Below are 19179 nucleotides of genomic sequence, written 5' to 3' on the forward strand. Positions count from 1 at the left end.
AATTCAGGCTACGGTGATGGCATTCTGCGGAACGGCTTCAAGTGTCTCTTCCCTGGCGGCTGTCACACCTGTCTCCTTACGGAAACGCTGGTGCAAATATACAAAAGAACAGGCGAAAGTGATACAGCAAAAGATGCCTACATAACCTGCAAGTTGGTTATAAAACAGTGCCCAATCGATATTGGGATTGAAAAATTCTTTCAGGACAAGTACCACAACAGTTCCGGTATATCCCAGGAAGTCTGTCGTTACGATAAAGAAACCTACATTCCCACGGATCTTGAAACAAGCGATAAAGCGGTCGAAAAAGATAGTCTGGAATGTCAGATAGGTTATATACAGGCACAAACTCTGGATGAACAACCATACGATAGGTGAAAGCCGGAACTGCTGCTGGCCAAAAGAGACGACCGACATCGTAACCATCCCTATCATGATCAGGCCAAACAAGACAGACAGTGCCTTCAAATTATCCTTCACAAAAACCATCAGACCGAATATCCCCAGGATAATCAATGTAACGATACTGTCGACCTGTGCGAAAAGCCAAGGTGAATAGGCAGAAACATCTATGATATTCACCAGAAAGTCTTCCTTAATATCACGCAGAACGACGATAGCGATATTTGCCACGAAAAGCATACTCAAAAAAGGCATATAACTTTTGAAAAGTTCCTTGCGTTGTCTCCCGTTCAGTGTTTCGCGTTCAGACTTCATGGCAATATCTTCTTTCGTCGGCTTGGGAAGTCTGTTAAGCGCCCACCCCAGTAAAAGCAACAGAGGAAGTGCCACCGCACCGATCAATGCAGGCATCCAGAACTCGCTGACATGTAAATGATTCATGACATACAATCCGACCGACTTGGCCGTTCCCGAACTGACAACCATGCTGACTCCCAACAGGCTCGCCAGAATATCCGTTACCCGGCGTCCTTCTATAAAACTGAAAATAACTCCCCACATACATCCCAGTGAAAGGCCGTTGAGGAACATAGCAGCCACGTTGAACGGAGTGGAAAGCAATCCGAACAGGATCAGCGACGCTTCCGCCAGCAATACAGATGTCAGGATAAACCTGAACCGCTCTTCCGCCCTTAGTTCAGAGATCAGTTTGATACCGATAAACTTAGAGATCACATATCCCAATATCTGTGAGATCGTCACTACCACCTTATAATCCAGATCAAAAAATTCCGCATTCTCGAAAGAAGCAGCGGTGAACGGCTTGCGAAGTGCATACACCAATGAATAAGATAATAAAGCTGCACCTCCCGCCCAAAGGATAAAAAGGAAATCGGAAAAGCGTTTCCGGGTTGTTTCATTTATCTGCAAAAAGTGATTCATATCATGCTGTCATTTTGTTTTCGGCAGCAAAATTACCCCGGTGATATTACAGGAATATTACTGAACGCATGAATCTATATTATTAATATATAACGATATATCAATAAATTATAAAGAAATATTTATGTAACATTCATGTAACGGAAATGCAACAACCCGGCCGTTATTTTGTACCATATTTAAGAAGATATTACATGATGAACGATTTTCTGGAACTCTACAAAAGAATCGAATATTTAAGGAACAGCGGTATAAAAATGAAAGAGATAGCAGACTGGGTGGGAATGGCTCCCAGTGTGTTGTCATCGCTCTACACAACAGTTCTGCCTGCCTATTTTGAAGGAAGTAAAACGATGCCGCAGGAAGAGGCACTCGATCAGGCGCTGTCGCTGGTCAATAACGTATCCAAACGGCGGCTGCTTTCAGGACTGGAAGAGACCTTGCAGCGGCTGGATGAACTGGAACCGGCAGAACGGCATACACAAAAAGGAATCCCCTTTGTCGAATCACTTATCGAGGAAATGTCTCTTTCCGCACGCCAGTTGCCTGATATCTGCGGAGTATATACCAGTTACAGCCTTTCTTCCTCTTCCGATTGTCTGAAATGCGAACCTTATCTGATCGCGTTATCCGACAATAAAGATCATATCCGTATCGGACGCCTGAATGCTTACGGAGAAGTACAATGGGGCATCGGTGTAAACGGGAATCCCCAGAATCTCTATTGCCTGTTCAGCGAAAGCCCGGTTCCGCCCCTTATCCTGGTTACACTTTACCTGCAAATTCCCATGTTCAAAAACCCCGGACAGTTACGGGGATTGTACCTTGGACTGGATTACAACCGGAATCCGGTTGCCCGCCGGATCGTTCTCATAAAAGAATCGGAAAACACAGATACGGAAGAATTCCTGGCAATGAAAAGCGGCCTGATCGCTAAAGAAGATTTCACCCCGGAACAGCAGGCTTATTACGATTATACCTGCCAGACCGGCGATTATATCAAAATGTGTACCGTCCCTTCTCTCCGCATGGATGAGAGCGACCTGATAAAAGAGAAGAAGATGCTGGCCTTATAAAGCCGGCATCTTCTTCCGTTATAATTTCAATTAGAAAACAGCACCATAAGTCATTTTGACCAAGTGCTGTTTTTACTCCTTATTCTTTCTGGAATTTACGGCTAACCTTGATCAGGTTTGCAGTAAATGATACGACATTTTGTGCTTCCTGCACCATATTCAGGTAAACCATGCTTACCTTAGTACTGCCGCTCTGTCCCTGGATACGTTTCAACTCACCTTTTTTCAGAGCAGTAAGCTGGTTAGTCAAAGCTACAGATTCTGCAATCACATCATCAAGGCGGTGATAATCGTTCTTTTCGATCATCGAGGCGCAACGTTTCAGATAAACTACAATGCTTTCCGTCATCTTTCCGAAATCTGTTTTCTGTATTTCACTCAGCGGACTGAAATTATTGTCTACATGTTCCTTACTCGGTTCCGTCAAACGGCGGACACTGAAGATGATCTCACTGGCGAAGTCATTTCCCTGATAATAATACAATCCTTTTTCAACTGCTATATCATGTTCCAGATGTGTAACGCCTAACGTTCCGACGCGTTTCACCTGTTTCAGATGAATTTTTTTCTCTTCCACCTCATTCAGCACTTTACGCAACTCACGGAGGTTCTCATTCATAAAGCCATGGACTGAACGGTCGAGAGCATCTGCCGTAAACAACAAGACTGATTGTAACTCTTCACGGCTATGTTCGCGGAACAAAGAAAGAGCTTCGTGACTATCCGTCGTATCACGCAATTTAGCAACAGTCGTATTGACTTCTTCTTTCAAGGCTTCTTTCTTTAACTTTTTCTTATAGGCAATCTGACTACGGATCAGCATATAAACAGCCAGACCGACCATCGCAGCCATGGCAGCAATACCACCGAAATAGATCACTATGGCAACCAGGAAGCAGATAGTAAATGCCGCACCCGCTGTAATAAACCATCCGCCGATAACGGATAACACGCCGGTGATACGGTAAACCGCACTTTCACGTCCCCAGGCGCGGTCAGCCAACGAACTACCCATTGCCACCATAAATGCCACATAAGTAGTTGAAAGCGGCAATTTCAAAGAAGTACCCAACGCTATCAGCAGACCCGAAAGTACGACATTGACAGAAGCACGCACAAGGTCAAAGCTGGCTCTATCTTCAAGAATAATCTCATCGTTATTGAACCGGCTGTCGATCCAGTCTTTCACTCGTGGAGGAACCACGCTCAGGATAGTGCTGGATGCATTATTACAGGTACGGACCAGCATACGTGCCACCGGAGATGTACCGAAACTTTCATTCCCTTCCGACTGACGGGACAGATCGAGTGAGGTTTTAACCACATTGTGTGCTTTCTTGGAAGTTGCCAGGGCAATCACCATGACCAGCCCCGATCCTACCAGGAAATACCAGGGTGTCTGTGCCGGAGCAAGCAACGATCCCATCAGGAAGGTATCTGTTGTAGTCGTTCCTCCCTGTGCCATCAAATCTATATAAGAAGAGTAACCGACCAAAGGAACACCGATAAAGTTCACCAGGTCATTCCCTGCAAAAGCCAGTGCCAAAGCAAAAGTACCCAGCATGACAATGACTTTGAACACATTCACTTTCAACCAGTGAAGGATCTGCATCAAAATGGTGAACAGGATAAAAGCTCCCCATACGACCAGACTCGTATTGCTATAAACAAGATCTTTCAAATCTCCGTTCATGAACGAACTTTCCTTCAATCCTTTTATCAGCATAAAATAAAGAATGGAAGTAGCTGCCAGACCGCCGAATAAGGCTATGAAATATTTCGTATGTTTCTTGTAGTTAAATGTAAAGATAAGACGCGAGAGATACTGTACCACGGTTCCGAAGAAGAAGGCGATCGCCACGGAAAGGAAGATGGCAAGAATCACAGTAAACGCTTTGTCGGTATTCAGCAGATCCCCGAGTTGCAGAGCCCCGTCCGAATGGGCTATTTTAACCAGAGCAATGGCTACCGTACCGCCGAGTAATTCGAAAACCAGCGAAACCGTCGTCGAAGTAGGCATCCCCAGCGAATTAAAGATATCGAGCAACACGACATCCGTGAGCATAACAGCCAGCAGGATACACATGATCTCGGAGAAAAAGAAGTGTTGCGGCTGATAGATCCCGTGCCGGGCAATATCCATCATACCGTTTGACAAAGAAGCGCCGACAAAAATACCGATTGCGGCAATTACCATAATAACTTTAAACGATGCGGCCCTCGAACCGATTGCAGAATTCAGGAAGTTTACTGCGTCATTGCTAACTCCGACCGACAGGTCGAACACCGCCAGCACAAAGAGGAAAATTACGAGGAACAGATAAAATGTTTCCATAAATGAGTGTTACATATTCGACGACAAAGGTCTGAAACAAATATTTCACATGTGTTACACGGATATTACAAACATGTTACAATTGTTAAAAACGCCCTTATTATTAGAACAACACAGAGAAAACACTCGAAGCTCATATCGCTACCGCAGTAAAAAAATTACGCGAATCGCTCAAACAGGAAAAATAGGCAAGCCACGACTCATTCGGAAATACTCCAAAATCGAAACTATTACCACAACCTGGTGTTTTTCCCAAAACTACCGGCAAAGGAAAACGCAATCTGTATCCGACATGAAACCAAAGATAAAGAAAAAGGATGAAATTTGCCTGCCCTTCAACAGAATTTGCTTGATTTATGAAACAAATCATTCTGACAAATGACATACATTTGTTATATAAAACTTATTGGGAAATAAGGGGGTCGGTTAAGTAAGAGAGGGAAAGAACTGGAGTCAAATCCGGACTTTCCCTTTCATTGTTTTTATATTTATCGTAACCAGAATATTTTTTGTTTATCAATAGGGGTATTATCTGAATTTTTGTCTTATTAGTAAAGATGCAAACTCGGTCTATAACCAATATCTTTACAATATCACTTCAATTTTTTCCATTTTTTTCGTTCCTTTACAGTTTCATACTGTAAAGGAACACTTTTTTCATGAAACAAATAACAACCTTATTTCTTATTCTACTTATTACTATTCCGGTTTTCGCTGTGCCGGACTCTTCTCCCATTGACTGGAAAGTTTCCGGACGTTTACTCCTGGATGGTGGTGCATATATTCATTCCCCGAAAACGTTACATGCCGGTGCGCATATTTCCGATGTACGATTAGCGGCAAAAGTCCGTATCTATTCATACTGGTATACCAAAATAGATGTCGGCTTCGCAAACAATAAGGTAACACTGAAAGATGCCTTTACCGAATATGGAAAAGACGGGAATTATTTTCGTGCCGGTTATATGCTTGGTTATTATAGTATAGACCAATCGACCAGTACGAACGATCTCGTTTTCAACACAGCCTCCAATGTGGCAGAAACATTCTATCCGGACCGCCGGATCGGTGTATCCTATACCCGCTCCCTTCCTTCCTATTATTTATCTGCAGGTGCATTTTGCGGTGACGGACTCAGTTTTTCCGAAACGACCAGGCCCGGTTATAATTTCTCAGGGCGCGCGGTCTGGCGTCCGCTAAACACATCGGAAGTTTTGCTTCATATAGGAGCGGGAGCCTTATTCAAAGTTCCCGACAAAGATACGGAAACAGGCCTGCAACAAATCCGGTTAAAGAGTAAGGGAGTCACCTACATTCCTTCCCCACGACCATTGGACCTGGCGTTCGACCACGTAAAAGATCAGATCCAATCGAATATCGAATGTCTCCTGTTCCGGAAAAAGTGGCTTCTGCAAACAGAGTTCCTCTATACAAAAATCCATCAGAAGGATATCCGCCCTTCTTACTCTGCTCATGGAGGATATATATTGGGAGGATTTCTGCTGAAGGGAAACAAATATGCTTATGATGCACTGGATGCCGTACCGGTTATGCCACAGGAACCACATTCGATACTTGTAGCCTGTCGTTATAATTATACGAACCTGAATGATTTCAGTAGTCATATTACAGGAGGAAGCCAGCACGATCTATCTATCGGCATCAATTATTATTTCAATACATATATTTCCTCCCGCCTGAACTACGCCCATCTCTGGATGGATAAGTATTCATTATTAGGCAAATGCGGAATCAATATGATGCAGGTACGGTTGCAGGTACGATTTTAGCTATCCATGCAATGTTTTAGTGTAAAAAGAGCTTTTACACTAAAACATTACTTCTTTCATTTATCACTTGCAATAATTCAATACTTCCACATTCGTGATCGTACTCTTGAAATCGCCGGCCTTCTCCAACGGGAAAACCAATGTACGGACATAACTCATAGAATCCTTACCTCCGTTAAAGAAACGTTTCTGAATTGTCAGATCTTCCTTCAACTGTCCGTTCACATACAAACGAGTCGATTTTTCGTCACCGCTGATAGCAATTGAAGCCATTTCATCGGGGTAAAACTGATAATTGAACGTATTCAGGTAGCCGTCACGGACAAATCCAAGCTTTCCTGAAACAGGATCGGAAAGATAAAAAACAGCATCCGGCGAACGAAACAACTCGGTCCCTTTTGCTTCGGGAACAGACTTAATATCGAAAGAAACAGTATATTGATAGCCGATCTCTTTCAAACCGGTTTTCATTCCGGGCTGCAAAGCATCCTGAGTATAAACTGTACGCGGTTTGTTCCCGATCCGCCCGGCCACATTCACCCCCGGTGCTTCGCTTAATGCGACACGTGAAGTATTGAACGTTTCATAAGGCACCTTGCAGTCTTTGCCGGTCCACATCTTGACAGCCAGTGTCTGCATAGCCGGAAAGACACGGTAATGAATATCTTTCGTACTGATTCCGTTACCTGCATGGTCATTCCAAACGGCAAACATACCGCCTTTGATCTGTTTATGCTTTTCTGGGAAAACCTCTTTTCCGATATGTGCCGGTGTCCAGTCTTTATATAACTTCTCCGTATTCAGGTAGTCATAATAATAACCGGCAGCCGGAACGATATACAAATAACCGTCGGGAACGCTGACCAGATCGTATCCCTGTTTGATCATTTCCTTCGGATCTGCATAGCCGTTATACCAGGCATTCATCAATACGTTTTTAGACTTAACAGGAGTATCGCCGTTGGCATGAGTCAAGGCACCCCAAACACAGGCCTGCTTGCCGAAACCTTCAACAAAACGGATATAATGATCGGTGAATTCGCGGAATTTCTCTACAACATCTTTCTTTTTATTGGAATATTCGTCTGTCCCGATATGAACTCTTTTGCCCCTGAACACAGGATTCCGTCCTTCCAGATATTCACGGAACAAGCTGTCGACAAACTGATAAGTTTCCGGTTTAAACAAATCCAGATGATCCATTCCATATTCTTCGCTACCAATTTCCGGACGGTATTGCGTCAAAGCTAAAGAATGTGCCGGGACATCTATTTCCGGGATGATCTCGACACCCTGGCTATCCGCCAGCTCCTGTAAAGCAATAAATTCCTTTTTCGTATAATAACCGTCACGGGCAGTCAGGCCGGGATACGTTTCACACTCCAGACGGAAAGCGGAATAGGTCTTATTCCAGTCATGTTCATAATATTGTTTGAAGGCATTATCATTCAGGTGAATCTGGAATGTATTCATTTTATAGTACGCCATCATCTTCACGTAGTCACGCAGAAAATCCATCGGAATGAACTTTCGTCCGCAATCCATCATAAAACCACGGATCGCATAATCCGGATAATCACGCACAGCACCTTTCGGCAATGCCTGATCACTGTTTTGTTCCGTCATCTGAAGGATCGTACGGGTTGCCCAGTATAAGCCCTTTGCTTTAGGAGCAGATATGCTTACACGGTCTGCAATTCTTACAGCATAACCTTCCTCACCTAACTGTCTGTCGCCGGACAATGAAAAAACAAAGTCACCGGCAGAGGCTCTCCCCTGTACAACAGTCAGTTTACGCCCGAACATAGTTTCGTAATCTTCAGCGAACTGATTAGCGACACGGGCAACAGCCGAATCTTTTCCCAACCAAACGATACGGGAAGTGGCAGAGGGTGTAAACATTCCCTGGGCACCTCTCCATTCCTGCAATTCAGGTATCACGAACGGTTTCTCATTATTGGCAGCAAAACTTTTTCCTAAAAAGAAAGTACATGCTGCAACCAGCATCAAATAGCGTCTTATCTTCATCGTATTTTAAATTTAAGCGCACAATATTACAGCTTTTTAATCACCCGGACAAGCCCAGAATAAAGGAATAGTTAAAAGATGACTAATAAAAAGGCGGTTTCTGATTGATTTATTACTTTTGTGCTCAAAAACATATTAATGAGTTACAATTGGAACACACGGACGGAACTTTTGCTGGGTGCCGAACGGATGGAGTACTTATCGCATTGTCATGTGCTGGTTGTAGGATTAGGAGGCGTCGGAGCTTATGCCGCCGAACAGATCTGCCGGGCCGGTATCGGACGCATGACCATTGTCGATGCCGATACGGTGAATGAGAGTAATATCAACAGACAATTGCCCGCTTTACATTCCACACAAGGGATGCAGAAAGCAGAAGTTGTCGGCCAACGTTTACTCGATATCAACCCCCGGTTAAAACTGACGGTACTCAATGAATTCCTGCGTGACGAGCGGACAGAAGAAGTTCTTTCTGCCACAAAGTACGATTTCATCGTGGATGCCATCGATTCACTCAGTCCGAAAGTGTACTTATTATATTATGCTCACAGGCATGAGATCCCAATTGTCTCCTCAATGGGAGCCGGTGCCAAACTCGATCCGTCGCAGGTAAAAATAGCCGATATTTCAAAGACCTGCAACTGTGCATTGGCTAAAGCCGTACGCAAACGTCTTCGGGGAATGGGACTGAACAAAGGAATCCCGGTTGTTTTTTCGACCGAGATAGCCAACCCGGAAGCAGTGGTAGAAGTGGAAAATGAACAATGTAAGCGGACAACTACCGGAACGGTTTCGTATATGCCGGCTATTTTCGGCTGTTATCTGGCTTCCTATGTAATAAGAAATATATAATCAAATGATACAGACGCAGGGCATTACCAAAAGTTTCGGGAATTTACAAGTGCTGAAAGGCATCGATCTCACGATTAATAAAAGCGAGATAGTAGCTATTGTCGGTCCAAGCGGCGCGGGAAAAACAACGCTGCTTCAGATCATCGGTACATTGGATACACCGGATAATGGACAATTGTTCATTAACGGGACCGAAACCGGCAAGTTATCCGAAAAAGAACTGGCATCCTTCCGTAACAAGAATATCGGCTTTGTTTTTCAATTCCATCAGCTATTACCTGAGTTTACCGCACTGGAAAATGTCATGATCCCAGCCCTGATTGCGCAGGAAAAGGCAGCCAATGCCGAGAAAAAGGCCAAAGAGATTCTTGATTTCATGAAACTATCAGACCGTATGACCCACAAACCGGCAGAATTATCCGGAGGAGAAAAGCAACGGGTCGCCGTAGCACGGGCACTGATCAACAATCCGTCTGTGATCCTGGCAGACGAACCATCCGGGAGCCTGGATACCAAAAATAAAGAAGAATTACACAGCCTTTTCTTTGAGTTGCGTGACCAGATGCACCAGACATTCGTTATCGTAACCCATGATGAACAACTGGCTGCAAATACCGACCGCGTAATACATATCAAAGACGGGGTTGTTTTACAATAAACAGAAAGAGTATAAATTATTTATGGCAAATAAAGAGAGAGTAACTTTCGGCAGTAAAATCGGAGTAATATTAGCAACCGTCGGGTGCGCTGTAGGCTTGGGCAGCATCTGGCGTTTTCCCTATATGGTAGGATCGAATGGCGGTGGCGCCTTCCTGCTTGTTTTTATGATATGTACTGTTTTACTCGGACTTCCTATCATGATCACCGAATTTTTTATCGGCCGTCATTCGCGTAGAAATGCAGCAGGGGCTTTCAAAGAATTGGCTCCCGGAACACAATGGTCGCTGATCGGTTACAACGGGGTTTTAGCTGCTTTCCTGATATTGGGCTTCTATGCGGTTGTTTCCGGCTGGACATTGGAATATATATGGCAGGCGATGACCGGCTCGTTGTCCGGGAAAACAACGGCAGAATTCACTACAGACTTTGAAACATTTTCATCCAGTGCACTCCGTCCTATCGGATGGACCATCGTTTTTATCGCGTTGACCCATTTCATTATTGTCTCCGGCGTAGAGAAAGGGATTGAAAGGGCTTCCAAAATAATGATGCCCGCTTTATTTCTTATATTACTCATACTCTGTATCCGTTCGGTTACTCTGCCGGGTGTGGACGAAGGGTTGGCATTCCTGTTCAAACCCGATTTTGAAAAGATTACCTCTTCCGTCGTTTTAAGTGCGATGGGACAGACTTTCTTTTCACTAAGTATAGGTATGGGCTGCCTGATCACTTATTCTTCTTATTTCGGGAAAGATACCAACCTGCAGCTGACGGCCATACAGGTAACTGTTCTGAATACATTCGTAGCATTACTGGCCGGTATCATGGTTTTTCCGGCTGTATTCAGCTTCGGCATTGAACCGACAGCAGGTCCGGAGTTAGTATTTATTACTCTTCCTAATATTTTCGAGCAACTCCCGTTTGGAAATATCTGGTCATTCATCTTTTTCATTCTGCTGGCTCTGGCTGCATTGACCTCAACCATCTCTTTGCATGAAGTCGCTACAGCTTACGTCCACGAAGAATATCACATGACAAGAAAAAAAGCGGCCTGGATCGTATCTATAGGTGTCGCTATCATCGGTGCTCTTAGCTCATTATCTTTCGGTCTGCTTAAAGAATACACGATCGGCGGCCTGATCCTTTTCGACGCGTTAGATTATCTGACAGCCAAAATAATGATGCCTATCGGAGGTATGATGATCTGCATTTTTGTAGGACTCCGGATCGAGAAGAAAGTACTGAAAGAAGAATTGACAAACAAGGGAACAATTACTTTCTATTTCTTCAATACATACGCTTTCTTTATCAAATACATCGCCCCGGCAGCTATCGGACTTATTTTCCTGAACGAATTAGGCCTGATCAAGAAGATTACCGCTCTGTTTTGAAAAATAAACGCTATAAGTTACTTGTTTATTGGCAAGTAACTTATATCTTTGTAACAGAGTATTCATCATTTAATAAATAACAATATGGAAATCAAAACCGTCCCCCTTGAAATTAAAACCCTTTCAAAGGAAAGAAAACTACTTCCCGGATTAAATATGACCCAAGAAGAACTAATTGCTCGTGTCCGCAAAGCCGAAGAAGGGCCTTTTTATACATTGGATGAAATCAAACAAAAAATGCGGGAATGGAAGGCACAGAAATACGGCCTATAGATATTTCCGATGAGTTCTATATTTCTCTTAAAAATACATCTCACACATCAGAAACAGACGAAATATCAAACCATAATATCTTATAAACTATGAACTGGCGAGATTTACTTTATTTTTCCAAAGGGGAACGTAGGGCCCTGACTCTCCTACTCTGTCTGATCTCTATATCCTGGATCATCTTATTTGTGACAGACAATAAACCGGACTATTTTGCCGATGAAAATAAAAAGGTTACAGAACCGGTTAAAACAACTTTAAATACAATTACAAAAGGCGCTGATACGGGAAAACGGCAAATACCCTCATCCGGTAGTAAAAACAATTCCTCGCGGAAGAAAAAAGAATTTCATCCGAAAGAAACTAAAAATACACTCGGAAGGAAACCTTTTCCTAAAACTGAAAAATATCCTGCCGGAACCATAGTCGAGCTAAATACAGCCGATACTACAATTCTAAAAAAAGTGCCCGGAATCGGAAGTACATTCGCCCGTCGGATTGTTAAATACAGAGAGTTGTTAGGTGGCTTCTACTCTGTCTCCCAGCTTCACGAAGTATATGGTATCGACGAAGAACGATACAATACGATGAAATCGTGGTTTTCGGCAGATCTGTCTTTAATCTGTCGATTAATTGTCAATAAAGTATCCATGAATGATTTGCAAAAACATCCTTACATCAACTACCGGCAGGCCCGCATCATCGGACAATTACGAAAGCAAAAAGGTAAACTGACCGGTTGGGAGAACTTTCAGCTCCTCGAAGAGTTCACCGATGCCGACCGGGAAAGGCTGACACCATACCTGTCGTTTGAATAAACAAAGAAGTTTATATACATTTGTAAAAAAGAAAACTATGATTTACCTCAAACAAGTAAAACTGACCAATCCGGCAGAAGTAGAAGGACCGGTAGAAGATTTGAAATACCCCTTCCGTGCGGCAGCCGTACGCTATATCGAATCGATTGTTTTCCGGCAACCGGTTACTTTTCTGGTCGGTGAAAACGGTGCAGGCAAATCGACCCTGCTGGAAGGCATCATGTTCAAATATGAAGAACGGGATGAAAGCAAACAAGGCATGTTGTACGACGGGAAAGAAGCTTGGAAATCCTATTCAAACGTTTTGCCGCAATGCATCCGGCTGATTGAAGAACGGAAACCTTTCGACCATTTCTTCTTCCGTGCCGAGTCTTTTTTTGATCATGCCGCAGAAATCGATGCCAAATCGATGAAAGACATATTAGATTATGGGCGTGATTATTCTTTAGGAGCCTACGGAGGACGGCGCTTACTGGAACAATCGCACGGGGAAAGCTTTCTCAGTACATTCCTGAACTATGCAGGAAGAAACACCCTCTTTATCCTCGATGAACCGGAGGCAGCCCTTTCGCCTCAACGACAGCTGGCCTTATTGGTCAGGATCCATGAACTGGTGGCACAAGGTTGCCAATTGATCATCTCCACCCATTCGCCGATCATCATGGCTTATCCGGATGCAGATATTTATTCCATAGAAGAGGATGGAGCACATATCACTCCGTATGAGGAAACACAACATTATCAGTTAACGAAGTATTTTCTGACCCATACGGAGCAAATGCTCAGGGAACTCGGATTACGGTAAAATCACTTTTCCCAGGCATTCAATATTTCTGCCACATATACATTATGCAAATTGCCAGCCATCGCGCTGTACCATTTTTCATACAAAGCCGGATCGACAAAGCTATTCTTATCCATCTTTGTTACATAAAGCGTTTTGCATTCCAACGTCAGGCGGGATTCTTCAAAACAAGGATTTCCCAATTCTGTAAAATAAGGAGTCAAACCTGTCGCAGCGACCTTGTTTATATCGCGTCCGGATTTTGAACCACATATTTTATGCGCAGCTTTATGCTCTTCACCCAGAAAAGAGAGTGTAAAACATCCCTTTTCATCGACAAATTCACGGGTATAACGCTCCGGACGAATGAATACGAATACAACCGGTTTATTCCAAAGGAAACCTACGCCGCCCCAACTGGCCGTCATCATGTTAAACTTGTCTTTGTCACCGGCACTCACCAGCATCCACTCTTTACCGATAATCTCAATAAAATTATCCTTTATCAAAGCGGGTTCAATTGCTTTCATACTTTCTTATCTTTAATTTTTTTCAAAGATACAAAGAATATCATTTACCCGTACTCATCACACCGGAGTCGTTATCGGCATTGTTCAAACGTTTCTGACCAGCTTTATAGGTACGACCGAATGAGAAATTATAGGTTAAAGAGACAACGAACAAACGTGAGCTTTCCTTGATATACATCGCTTTCTTATAAGATGCATACTGGTTCCAGTTTTCCGTCTTTACTTTATAGTTATCAGAGAACGGGTTAATTGCCCCTACTCCCAACGACAGATTCTTATGATTGTAGCGCGCCATAAACATCTGAATATTTTCGCCGCCCTCCAATGTCTCACCCCAGAACCAGTTCCAGTTCGTATTCATCTGATACATCAGCATGAACTTCTTCCAGGTCAGAGAGGCTTGTGCTTCACAATACCAGTTCGTATACCGATGAGAATAAGTATTCCCGTTACTGATATAATGATTCACACCGCCGGTAAATGAAAACTGCAGGATATCCTTGATCGGTCCGATACGGAACATAGCCGAACCTGTCAAACGCTGCCAGTTCTTTTGATTATCCCAGGTTTGAATGATCTTGTTCCCTTCCTGGTATTTTTCATCCATAATAGGATTAGGAAGATATTCATAGGCACCGTCTAAATTAGTATAAAAGATTCCTTTCTGATACTCATAAGTAAGAGCTAAGCGATAACGCATATAAGCTTCCAGTTGCGGGTTACCGCGTTGCAATTGCAAAGAATCGATCACCTGCTCAATAGCACTCAGATTTCCTAAAGAAGGAGAAGAATTACCGACATAACCTCTCAAACGGATAAAAGATTGTCCGGGCAAAGCATATTGCAATGTAAATCGCGGATTGAAGGTATAATATTGATAAGAATCATCTGTTCCATCCTGTTTGTAATAGGAACGTGACACACCAACCCCCAGAGTATAATCCAGTTTCCGGGCCTTTCCTTTGAACTCGCCATAAAGAAAACTTTCCGACTGATTCATACGGGTATTATAATCATGTCCGTTACGATACTCATTATTAGAAAATGACTGCGTATGACGAATTCCGGTACTCAAACGGTTCCCATTCCCCAACTTTTTCTCATAAATACCTTCACCGATCACTGAATATTTATTACCTGAAACCCGGTTATTAATATCCGTCAGCAAATCTTCACCACGGCTTTCCTGATAAAAGCGATGAGAGGAGGTACGATTATAAGTTCCGACCACATTAAAGACCAATGTCTGATCGTTTTTCAGATTACGCTGATAATATAAATCTAACGCAGGAACCTGATTATCTGAACTATTCAGATCGACCATATCCACATAGTCTGATAGATTTTCCTGATTGGATAAAATACCACGGTAATCCCAATGCGGTTGATGATTACTCCAGTAGCGGAAGGTGGCATTGAACAAATACTTCTCCTGATCCTGTACACTATAATTCAGATTCAGATTATGCATGAACATACGCCCATGAGCCGGTTCACCTTCTTCTTTCCGGTGTAAAACCGTTCCGTCGCCCAAATGGAATATCTCCTCATTATCTCTGGAAAGACCGTAAAAGTCACGCGGACCGATCCGGTAAGAAGCACCGAATTCCGATTTCTTATGATTGATCTTTCCTGAAACCCGATGTTCTCCCCATAATGCATTCACACCCTGGCTCATATCCACACTAAAACTTCCCCCTGTCTCCGGACGGCGAACGATATAATCGAGCACAACTTCCGCATTGCCATAACGCAATCCGGGATTGTCGTGATATTCAAGACGGATAATATCGGAAGGGAGCAATGCCTTGACTTCATCGAGCTCCACTTTTACACCATTAATACGAAGTTGAACTTCCCCATTTCCCGGTATCTTGATTTCATTCGACAGCGGATTCACCTGTATCTTCGGCAGCATCAATTGTTGCAACAGATCCATCCCGTTGGTAGAAGCCTTAACCTGCCGATCGGACGGGAACACCAGTTTCCGGTCGGAACGACTACTCGTATTCGAAGCACTGACCGTAACACCGTCTAACGAAACCGATGCATTCTCCATCGGTATATCGCCCAATGTCACACTTTTATTAAATCCTTTCAAAGAGACATACTGTGTCTCATATCCCAGACTGGAAACAGCCAGCAAATAATCGCCTGATTTCATCTTATCCAAAACAAAATTACCTTTTTCATCGGTAGTTGTTCCGGTAATAAACATTGAATCCATTGTTTGCAGTACAACATTGGCAAACTCTAATGGTTCTTTGTTCTGACTATCCCTGACCAAACCTTTTATTCCTAAATTTTGAGCAAAAGCTCCCTGTACCATGCAGCCCAGCAGCATGATCCCGAATATAATCCGTCTCATAAGTTTATTATTTTTTATCTATTGCAGGGTGGCCTTTCCTGCCTTTCGTTTGTTTCTATTCATAAGACGATGCAAATCGAAAAAAGGTTACAGAATAAAAAAGAAAAAGACGTATATTTGAAGCAAAACGAATAAAATCAATGGATATATTAAATACCTGGATAAATAGCATCAACGACATTTTATGGTCGTATATATTAATAATCATGCTCTTAGGTTGCGCTGTATGGTTCACGTTCAAAACACGTTTCGTACAGTTCCGCATGATAAAGGAGATGATAAAATTACTTGGAGACTCCGCCGGAAAATCTAAAAACGGTGAAAAACACATCTCCTCTTTCCAGGCATTTGCCGTATCGTTAGCCAGCCGTGTAGGGACCGGTAATCTGGCAGGAGTAGCAACAGCTATCGCCGTAGGAGGTCCGGGGGCAGTTTTCTGGATGTGGATCATCGCTTTACTGGGTGCATCCAGTGCCTTTGTCGAATCGACACTGGCACAGTTATATAAAAGAAAAGGGAAAGACTCATTCATCGGCGGACCTGCTTATTATATGGAACGCGGACTTGGATTACGCTGGATGGGCGTACTTTTTGCCGTACTGATCTCCATTACTTTCGGATTTGCATTTAATTCCGTGCAAAGCAATACGATCTGCGCCGCCTGGGAAGGAGCATTCGGATTCGACCACCGGATTCTTGGCGGTATATTAACCGTACTTACCATCCTGATTATCTTCGGTGGTATTCAACGGATCGCCAAGGTTAGCAGCGTTATCGTTCCGGTAATGGCACTCGGTTACGTGGCTTTGGCTTTAGGTATCGTAGTCTTCAATATAACAGAACTACCGGCCGTCATCAAACTAATTGTCAGCAGTGCATTCGGATGGGAACAGGCTATCGGCGGAACTGTCGGGGCAGCTCTGATGCAGGGAATTAAACGGGGACTATTCAGTAATGAAGCAGGTATGGGTTCTGCACCGAACGTGGCTGCCACCGCCCAGGTCTCTCACCCCGTAAAACAAGGACTAATACAAACACTGGGTGTTTTCACCGACACATTGATCATCTGTACCTGTACGGCATTTATTATTCTTTTCAGCGGGGCACCGCTCGACGGGAGCGTCAACGGCGTGCAACTCACCCAGCAAGCTCTGACCAATGAGATAGGGAGTATAGGAAGTATCTTTGTAGCTGTTGCCATCCTGCTTTTTGCCTTCAGCAGCATCATCGGCAATTATTACTATGGAGAGGCAAACATACGGTTCATTACCCGGAAACGCAGCATCTTGCTTATCTACCGCCTCCTGGTCGGTGGAATGGTCATGTTCGGAGCTTTAGCCAGTCTCGATCTGGCATGGAGCCTGGCAGATATCACGATGGGAACGATGACTATCTGCAACCTGATTGCCATATCCTTACTCAGTCGCCAGGCATTCCTTCTGCTGAAAGATTATGTCGTACAAAAACGGAAAGGAATAAAAAGTCCGGTATTCGATAAAAACAGTATCCCGGAATTAAAAGACAAAGCGGAATGCTGGTAACAGGATCATTGATAGATCAAACTGAATAAACGTTCCGGCGCAAAGACTTCATTTGCGACTTCCTGAATGTTTCCAACCGTAAGGCTTTCGACCCGGGCAAAGACCTCCGGCAACGTATCATACCGGTTGTAATGCAGGAAGCTTTTCCCCAATCCCAGGAAAAGCCCTTCCTTATTATCTCCGGAAACGCCCAACTGGCCGATCACCTGCTTCTTAGCTGCTGCCAGTTGTGTCGCAGACAATTTGTTGTCCCGTATTTTTTCCAGTTCTTTATGGACCAGACGTAAAGCCTTTTCCATATTCTTCGGGTCCGTTCCGAAATAAATACTGGCTAATCCTGTATCCGTATAAGATGTGACATTCGATTCGACGTTATAAACCAGTCCGTGTTTTTCCCGAAGCGATACATTCAGACGGTTATTCATACCCGGTCCACCCAGCATATTGTTCAGGAGGAACAACGGGATCCGCTTTTCGTCATGCAGGCTATAGGCACGGCTGCCGATCAGCACATGTGCCTGATGCGTATCCTTACTGATTTTCTTCACACAAGGCGTTATGGCATCAGGGGCGATCCGGTTACGCGGAGCTACCGGAAAGGCAATATCCGACAAAAGTCCTTCGGCCATCTTCACGATTTTATTGAAATCAACCCGTCCCATCGAAAAGAATACCATATTTTCCGGCGCATAGAAACGGCGCATGAAGGAGCGTCCGGATTCAGAGTCAAATGTCAACAGAGAGGCCTCGTCGCCCAATATATTATGTCCTAAAGCGTGTCCGTCATAAAGCAGGTTTTCAAATTCATCGAAGATAAGTTCCGATGGGCTATCCTCATAGGAGTTTATTTCATCCAGGATCACATCGACCTCTTTTTCAATCTCTTGCTGCGGAAACTGGGAATGAAAGATCAGGTCTGTCAACAATTCAAATGCCCGCTGATAATGTTCTTCCATGAAGATGGAATAAACGAATGTCTCTTCTTTCGTCGTATAGGCATTCAACTCGCCACCAACATTTTCCATCCGGTTCAGGATATGCCATGCTTTACGTTTTTCAGTACCTTTAAACATCATATGTTCCACGAAATGAGCCAGACCGAACTCATTCGCTTCTTCATCGCGAGTTCCGGCATTCACGGCAAATCCACAGTACGAAACCGGCGATTCCATCGGCAAGTGTACCATACGAAGACCATTGGATAAAATATGTGAGAAGTAATGCATTGTTTTCTTTTTGCTTTATTGACCTGCAAAAATACAACAAATAAAGAGATAGGGGAAGAATGAAGAAAAAATTCTACAATAATATCCTTATAAATTTCAGCTGATAGTAAATACAAACCATCATAGTCTTATGTACACGTAATATTCATATCCTGCGTATAAAGAA

General features: G+C 43.5%; 15 protein-coding genes. 9 read left to right on the plus strand and 6 right to left on the minus strand.

All coding sequences use genetic code 11. From position 1 onward, the window contains the following. Positions 1–3 precede the first annotated feature (3 nt). A complete protein-coding gene (locus tag IEY67_RS23400; protein ID WP_183672025.1) occupies positions 4–1344 on the minus strand; it encodes a DUF5690 family protein in 1341 nt (446 codons plus the stop codon). Between the two features lie 197 nt (positions 1345–1541). Here IEY67_RS23400 and IEY67_RS23405 point away from each other — a divergent pair, with 197 nt between their 5' ends. Continuing rightward, positions 1542–2420, plus strand: coding sequence for a hypothetical protein (locus IEY67_RS23405; RefSeq protein ID WP_183672055.1), 879 nt, complete (start codon positions 1542–1544; stop codon positions 2418–2420). 79 nt (positions 2421–2499) lie between these two features. Here IEY67_RS23405 and IEY67_RS23410 read toward each other — a convergent pair whose 3' ends face one another. Beyond that, positions 2500–4755: an inorganic phosphate transporter gene (locus IEY67_RS23410; RefSeq protein WP_183672026.1), complete on the minus strand. Its 2256-nt coding sequence runs from the start codon at positions 4753–4755 to the stop codon at positions 2500–2502. Between the two features lie 659 nt (positions 4756–5414). Here IEY67_RS23410 and IEY67_RS23415 point away from each other — a divergent pair. Further along, the gene (locus IEY67_RS23415) at positions 5415–6545 is read left to right on the plus strand and encodes an OprO/OprP family phosphate-selective porin (RefSeq protein WP_183672027.1); all 1131 of its coding nucleotides are present in this window, start codon (positions 5415–5417) and stop codon (positions 6543–6545) included. A 63-nt stretch (positions 6546–6608) separates the two neighbouring features. Here the strand turns inward: IEY67_RS23415 and IEY67_RS23420 are convergent, their stop codons facing one another. Then, positions 6609–8573 (minus strand): beta-N-acetylhexosaminidase, encoded by a 1965-nt coding sequence (locus tag IEY67_RS23420; RefSeq protein WP_183672028.1) that lies wholly within the window; start codon positions 8571–8573, stop codon positions 6609–6611. Between the two features lie 138 nt (positions 8574–8711). On the opposite strand from IEY67_RS23420, the gene IEY67_RS23425 reads away from it, so the two are divergent. The 6 genes from IEY67_RS23425 (at position 8712) to IEY67_RS23450 (ending at position 13369) form a co-directional block, all read left to right on the plus strand. Continuing rightward, complete coding sequence (locus tag IEY67_RS23425) at positions 8712–9425, plus strand: tRNA threonylcarbamoyladenosine dehydratase (RefSeq protein WP_122353518.1); 714 nt, start codon at positions 8712–8714, stop codon at positions 9423–9425. Positions 9426–9429: 4 nt separating this feature from the next. Then, on the plus strand, positions 9430–10083 hold the full coding sequence (locus IEY67_RS23430; RefSeq protein WP_122353519.1) for an ABC transporter ATP-binding protein: 654 nt from the start codon (positions 9430–9432) through the stop codon (positions 10081–10083). A gap of 22 nt (positions 10084–10105) precedes the next feature. Then, complete coding sequence (locus tag IEY67_RS23435; RefSeq protein WP_122353589.1) at positions 10106–11476, plus strand: sodium-dependent transporter; 1371 nt, start codon at positions 10106–10108, stop codon at positions 11474–11476. Positions 11477–11560: 84 nt separating this feature from the next. Continuing rightward, positions 11561–11749: a hypothetical protein gene (locus IEY67_RS23440; protein WP_229801186.1), complete on the plus strand. Its 189-nt coding sequence runs from the start codon at positions 11561–11563 to the stop codon at positions 11747–11749. 89 nt (positions 11750–11838) lie between these two features. Further along, positions 11839–12564 (plus strand): helix-hairpin-helix domain-containing protein, encoded by a 726-nt coding sequence (locus IEY67_RS23445; RefSeq protein WP_183672029.1) that lies wholly within the window; start codon positions 11839–11841, stop codon positions 12562–12564. A gap of 37 nt (positions 12565–12601) precedes the next feature. Then, on the plus strand, positions 12602–13369 hold the full coding sequence (locus IEY67_RS23450) for an AAA family ATPase (protein WP_183672030.1): 768 nt from the start codon (positions 12602–12604) through the stop codon (positions 13367–13369). A 2-nt stretch (positions 13370–13371) separates the two neighbouring features. Here IEY67_RS23450 and IEY67_RS23455 read toward each other — a convergent pair whose 3' ends face one another. After that, entirely contained in the window at positions 13372–13878 is a 507-nt protein-coding gene (locus IEY67_RS23455; RefSeq protein ID WP_122376226.1) for a flavin reductase family protein, read from the minus strand. A 40-nt stretch (positions 13879–13918) separates the two neighbouring features. Continuing rightward, positions 13919–16246 carry a TonB-dependent receptor gene (locus IEY67_RS23460; protein WP_122376227.1) on the minus strand — a complete coding sequence of 776 codons (2328 nt, stop codon included), beginning with the start codon at positions 16244–16246 and terminating at the stop codon, positions 13919–13921. A 140-nt stretch (positions 16247–16386) separates the two neighbouring features. Here IEY67_RS23460 and IEY67_RS23465 point away from each other — a divergent pair, with 140 nt between their 5' ends. Continuing rightward, positions 16387–17787, plus strand: a complete 1401-nt coding sequence (locus tag IEY67_RS23465) for an alanine/glycine:cation symporter family protein (protein ID WP_183672031.1) — start codon at positions 16387–16389, stop codon at positions 17785–17787. 5 nt (positions 17788–17792) lie between these two features. Here IEY67_RS23465 and IEY67_RS23470 read toward each other — a convergent pair whose 3' ends face one another. Then, the gene (locus IEY67_RS23470; RefSeq protein ID WP_183672032.1) at positions 17793–19013 is read right to left on the minus strand and encodes a M16 family metallopeptidase; all 1221 of its coding nucleotides are present in this window, start codon (positions 19011–19013) and stop codon (positions 17793–17795) included. Between the last annotated feature and the right edge of the window lie 166 nt (positions 19014–19179).

Origin of the sequence: Parabacteroides faecis (genome assembly GCF_014647375.1) — a bacterium.
Classification (GTDB): Bacteria; Bacteroidota; Bacteroidia; order Bacteroidales; family Tannerellaceae; genus Parabacteroides; species Parabacteroides faecis.

Bases quoted from the DNA above. Each gene is read 5' to 3' on its own strand.
- IEY67_RS23400 (WP_183672025.1), bottom strand. From the start codon at position 1,344: ATGAATCACTTTTTGCAGATAAATGAAACAACCCGGAAACGCTTTTCC.
- IEY67_RS23405 (WP_183672055.1), top strand. From the start codon at position 1,542: ATGAACGATTTTCTGGAACTCTACAAAAGAATCGAATATTTAAGGAAC.
- IEY67_RS23410 (WP_183672026.1), bottom strand. From the start codon at position 4,755: ATGGAAACATTTTATCTGTTCCTCGTAATTTTCCTCTTTGTGCTGGCG.
- IEY67_RS23415 (WP_183672027.1), top strand. From the start codon at position 5,415: ATGAAACAAATAACAACCTTATTTCTTATTCTACTTATTACTATTCCG.
- IEY67_RS23420 (WP_183672028.1), bottom strand. From the start codon at position 8,573: ATGAAGATAAGACGCTATTTGATGCTGGTTGCAGCATGTACTTTCTTT.
- IEY67_RS23425 (WP_122353518.1), top strand. From the start codon at position 8,712: ATGAGTTACAATTGGAACACACGGACGGAACTTTTGCTGGGTGCCGAA.
- IEY67_RS23430 (WP_122353519.1), top strand. From the start codon at position 9,430: ATGATACAGACGCAGGGCATTACCAAAAGTTTCGGGAATTTACAAGTG.
- IEY67_RS23435 (WP_122353589.1), top strand. From the start codon at position 10,106: ATGGCAAATAAAGAGAGAGTAACTTTCGGCAGTAAAATCGGAGTAATA.
- IEY67_RS23440 (WP_229801186.1), top strand. From the start codon at position 11,561: ATGGAAATCAAAACCGTCCCCCTTGAAATTAAAACCCTTTCAAAGGAA.
- IEY67_RS23445 (WP_183672029.1), top strand. From the start codon at position 11,839: ATGAACTGGCGAGATTTACTTTATTTTTCCAAAGGGGAACGTAGGGCC.
- IEY67_RS23450 (WP_183672030.1), top strand. From the start codon at position 12,602: ATGATTTACCTCAAACAAGTAAAACTGACCAATCCGGCAGAAGTAGAA.
- IEY67_RS23455 (WP_122376226.1), bottom strand. From the start codon at position 13,878: ATGAAAGCAATTGAACCCGCTTTGATAAAGGATAATTTTATTGAGATT.
- IEY67_RS23460 (WP_122376227.1), bottom strand. From the start codon at position 16,246: ATGAGACGGATTATATTCGGGATCATGCTGCTGGGCTGCATGGTACAG.
- IEY67_RS23465 (WP_183672031.1), top strand. From the start codon at position 16,387: ATGGATATATTAAATACCTGGATAAATAGCATCAACGACATTTTATGG.
- IEY67_RS23470 (WP_183672032.1), bottom strand. From the start codon at position 19,013: ATGCATTACTTCTCACATATTTTATCCAATGGTCTTCGTATGGTACAC.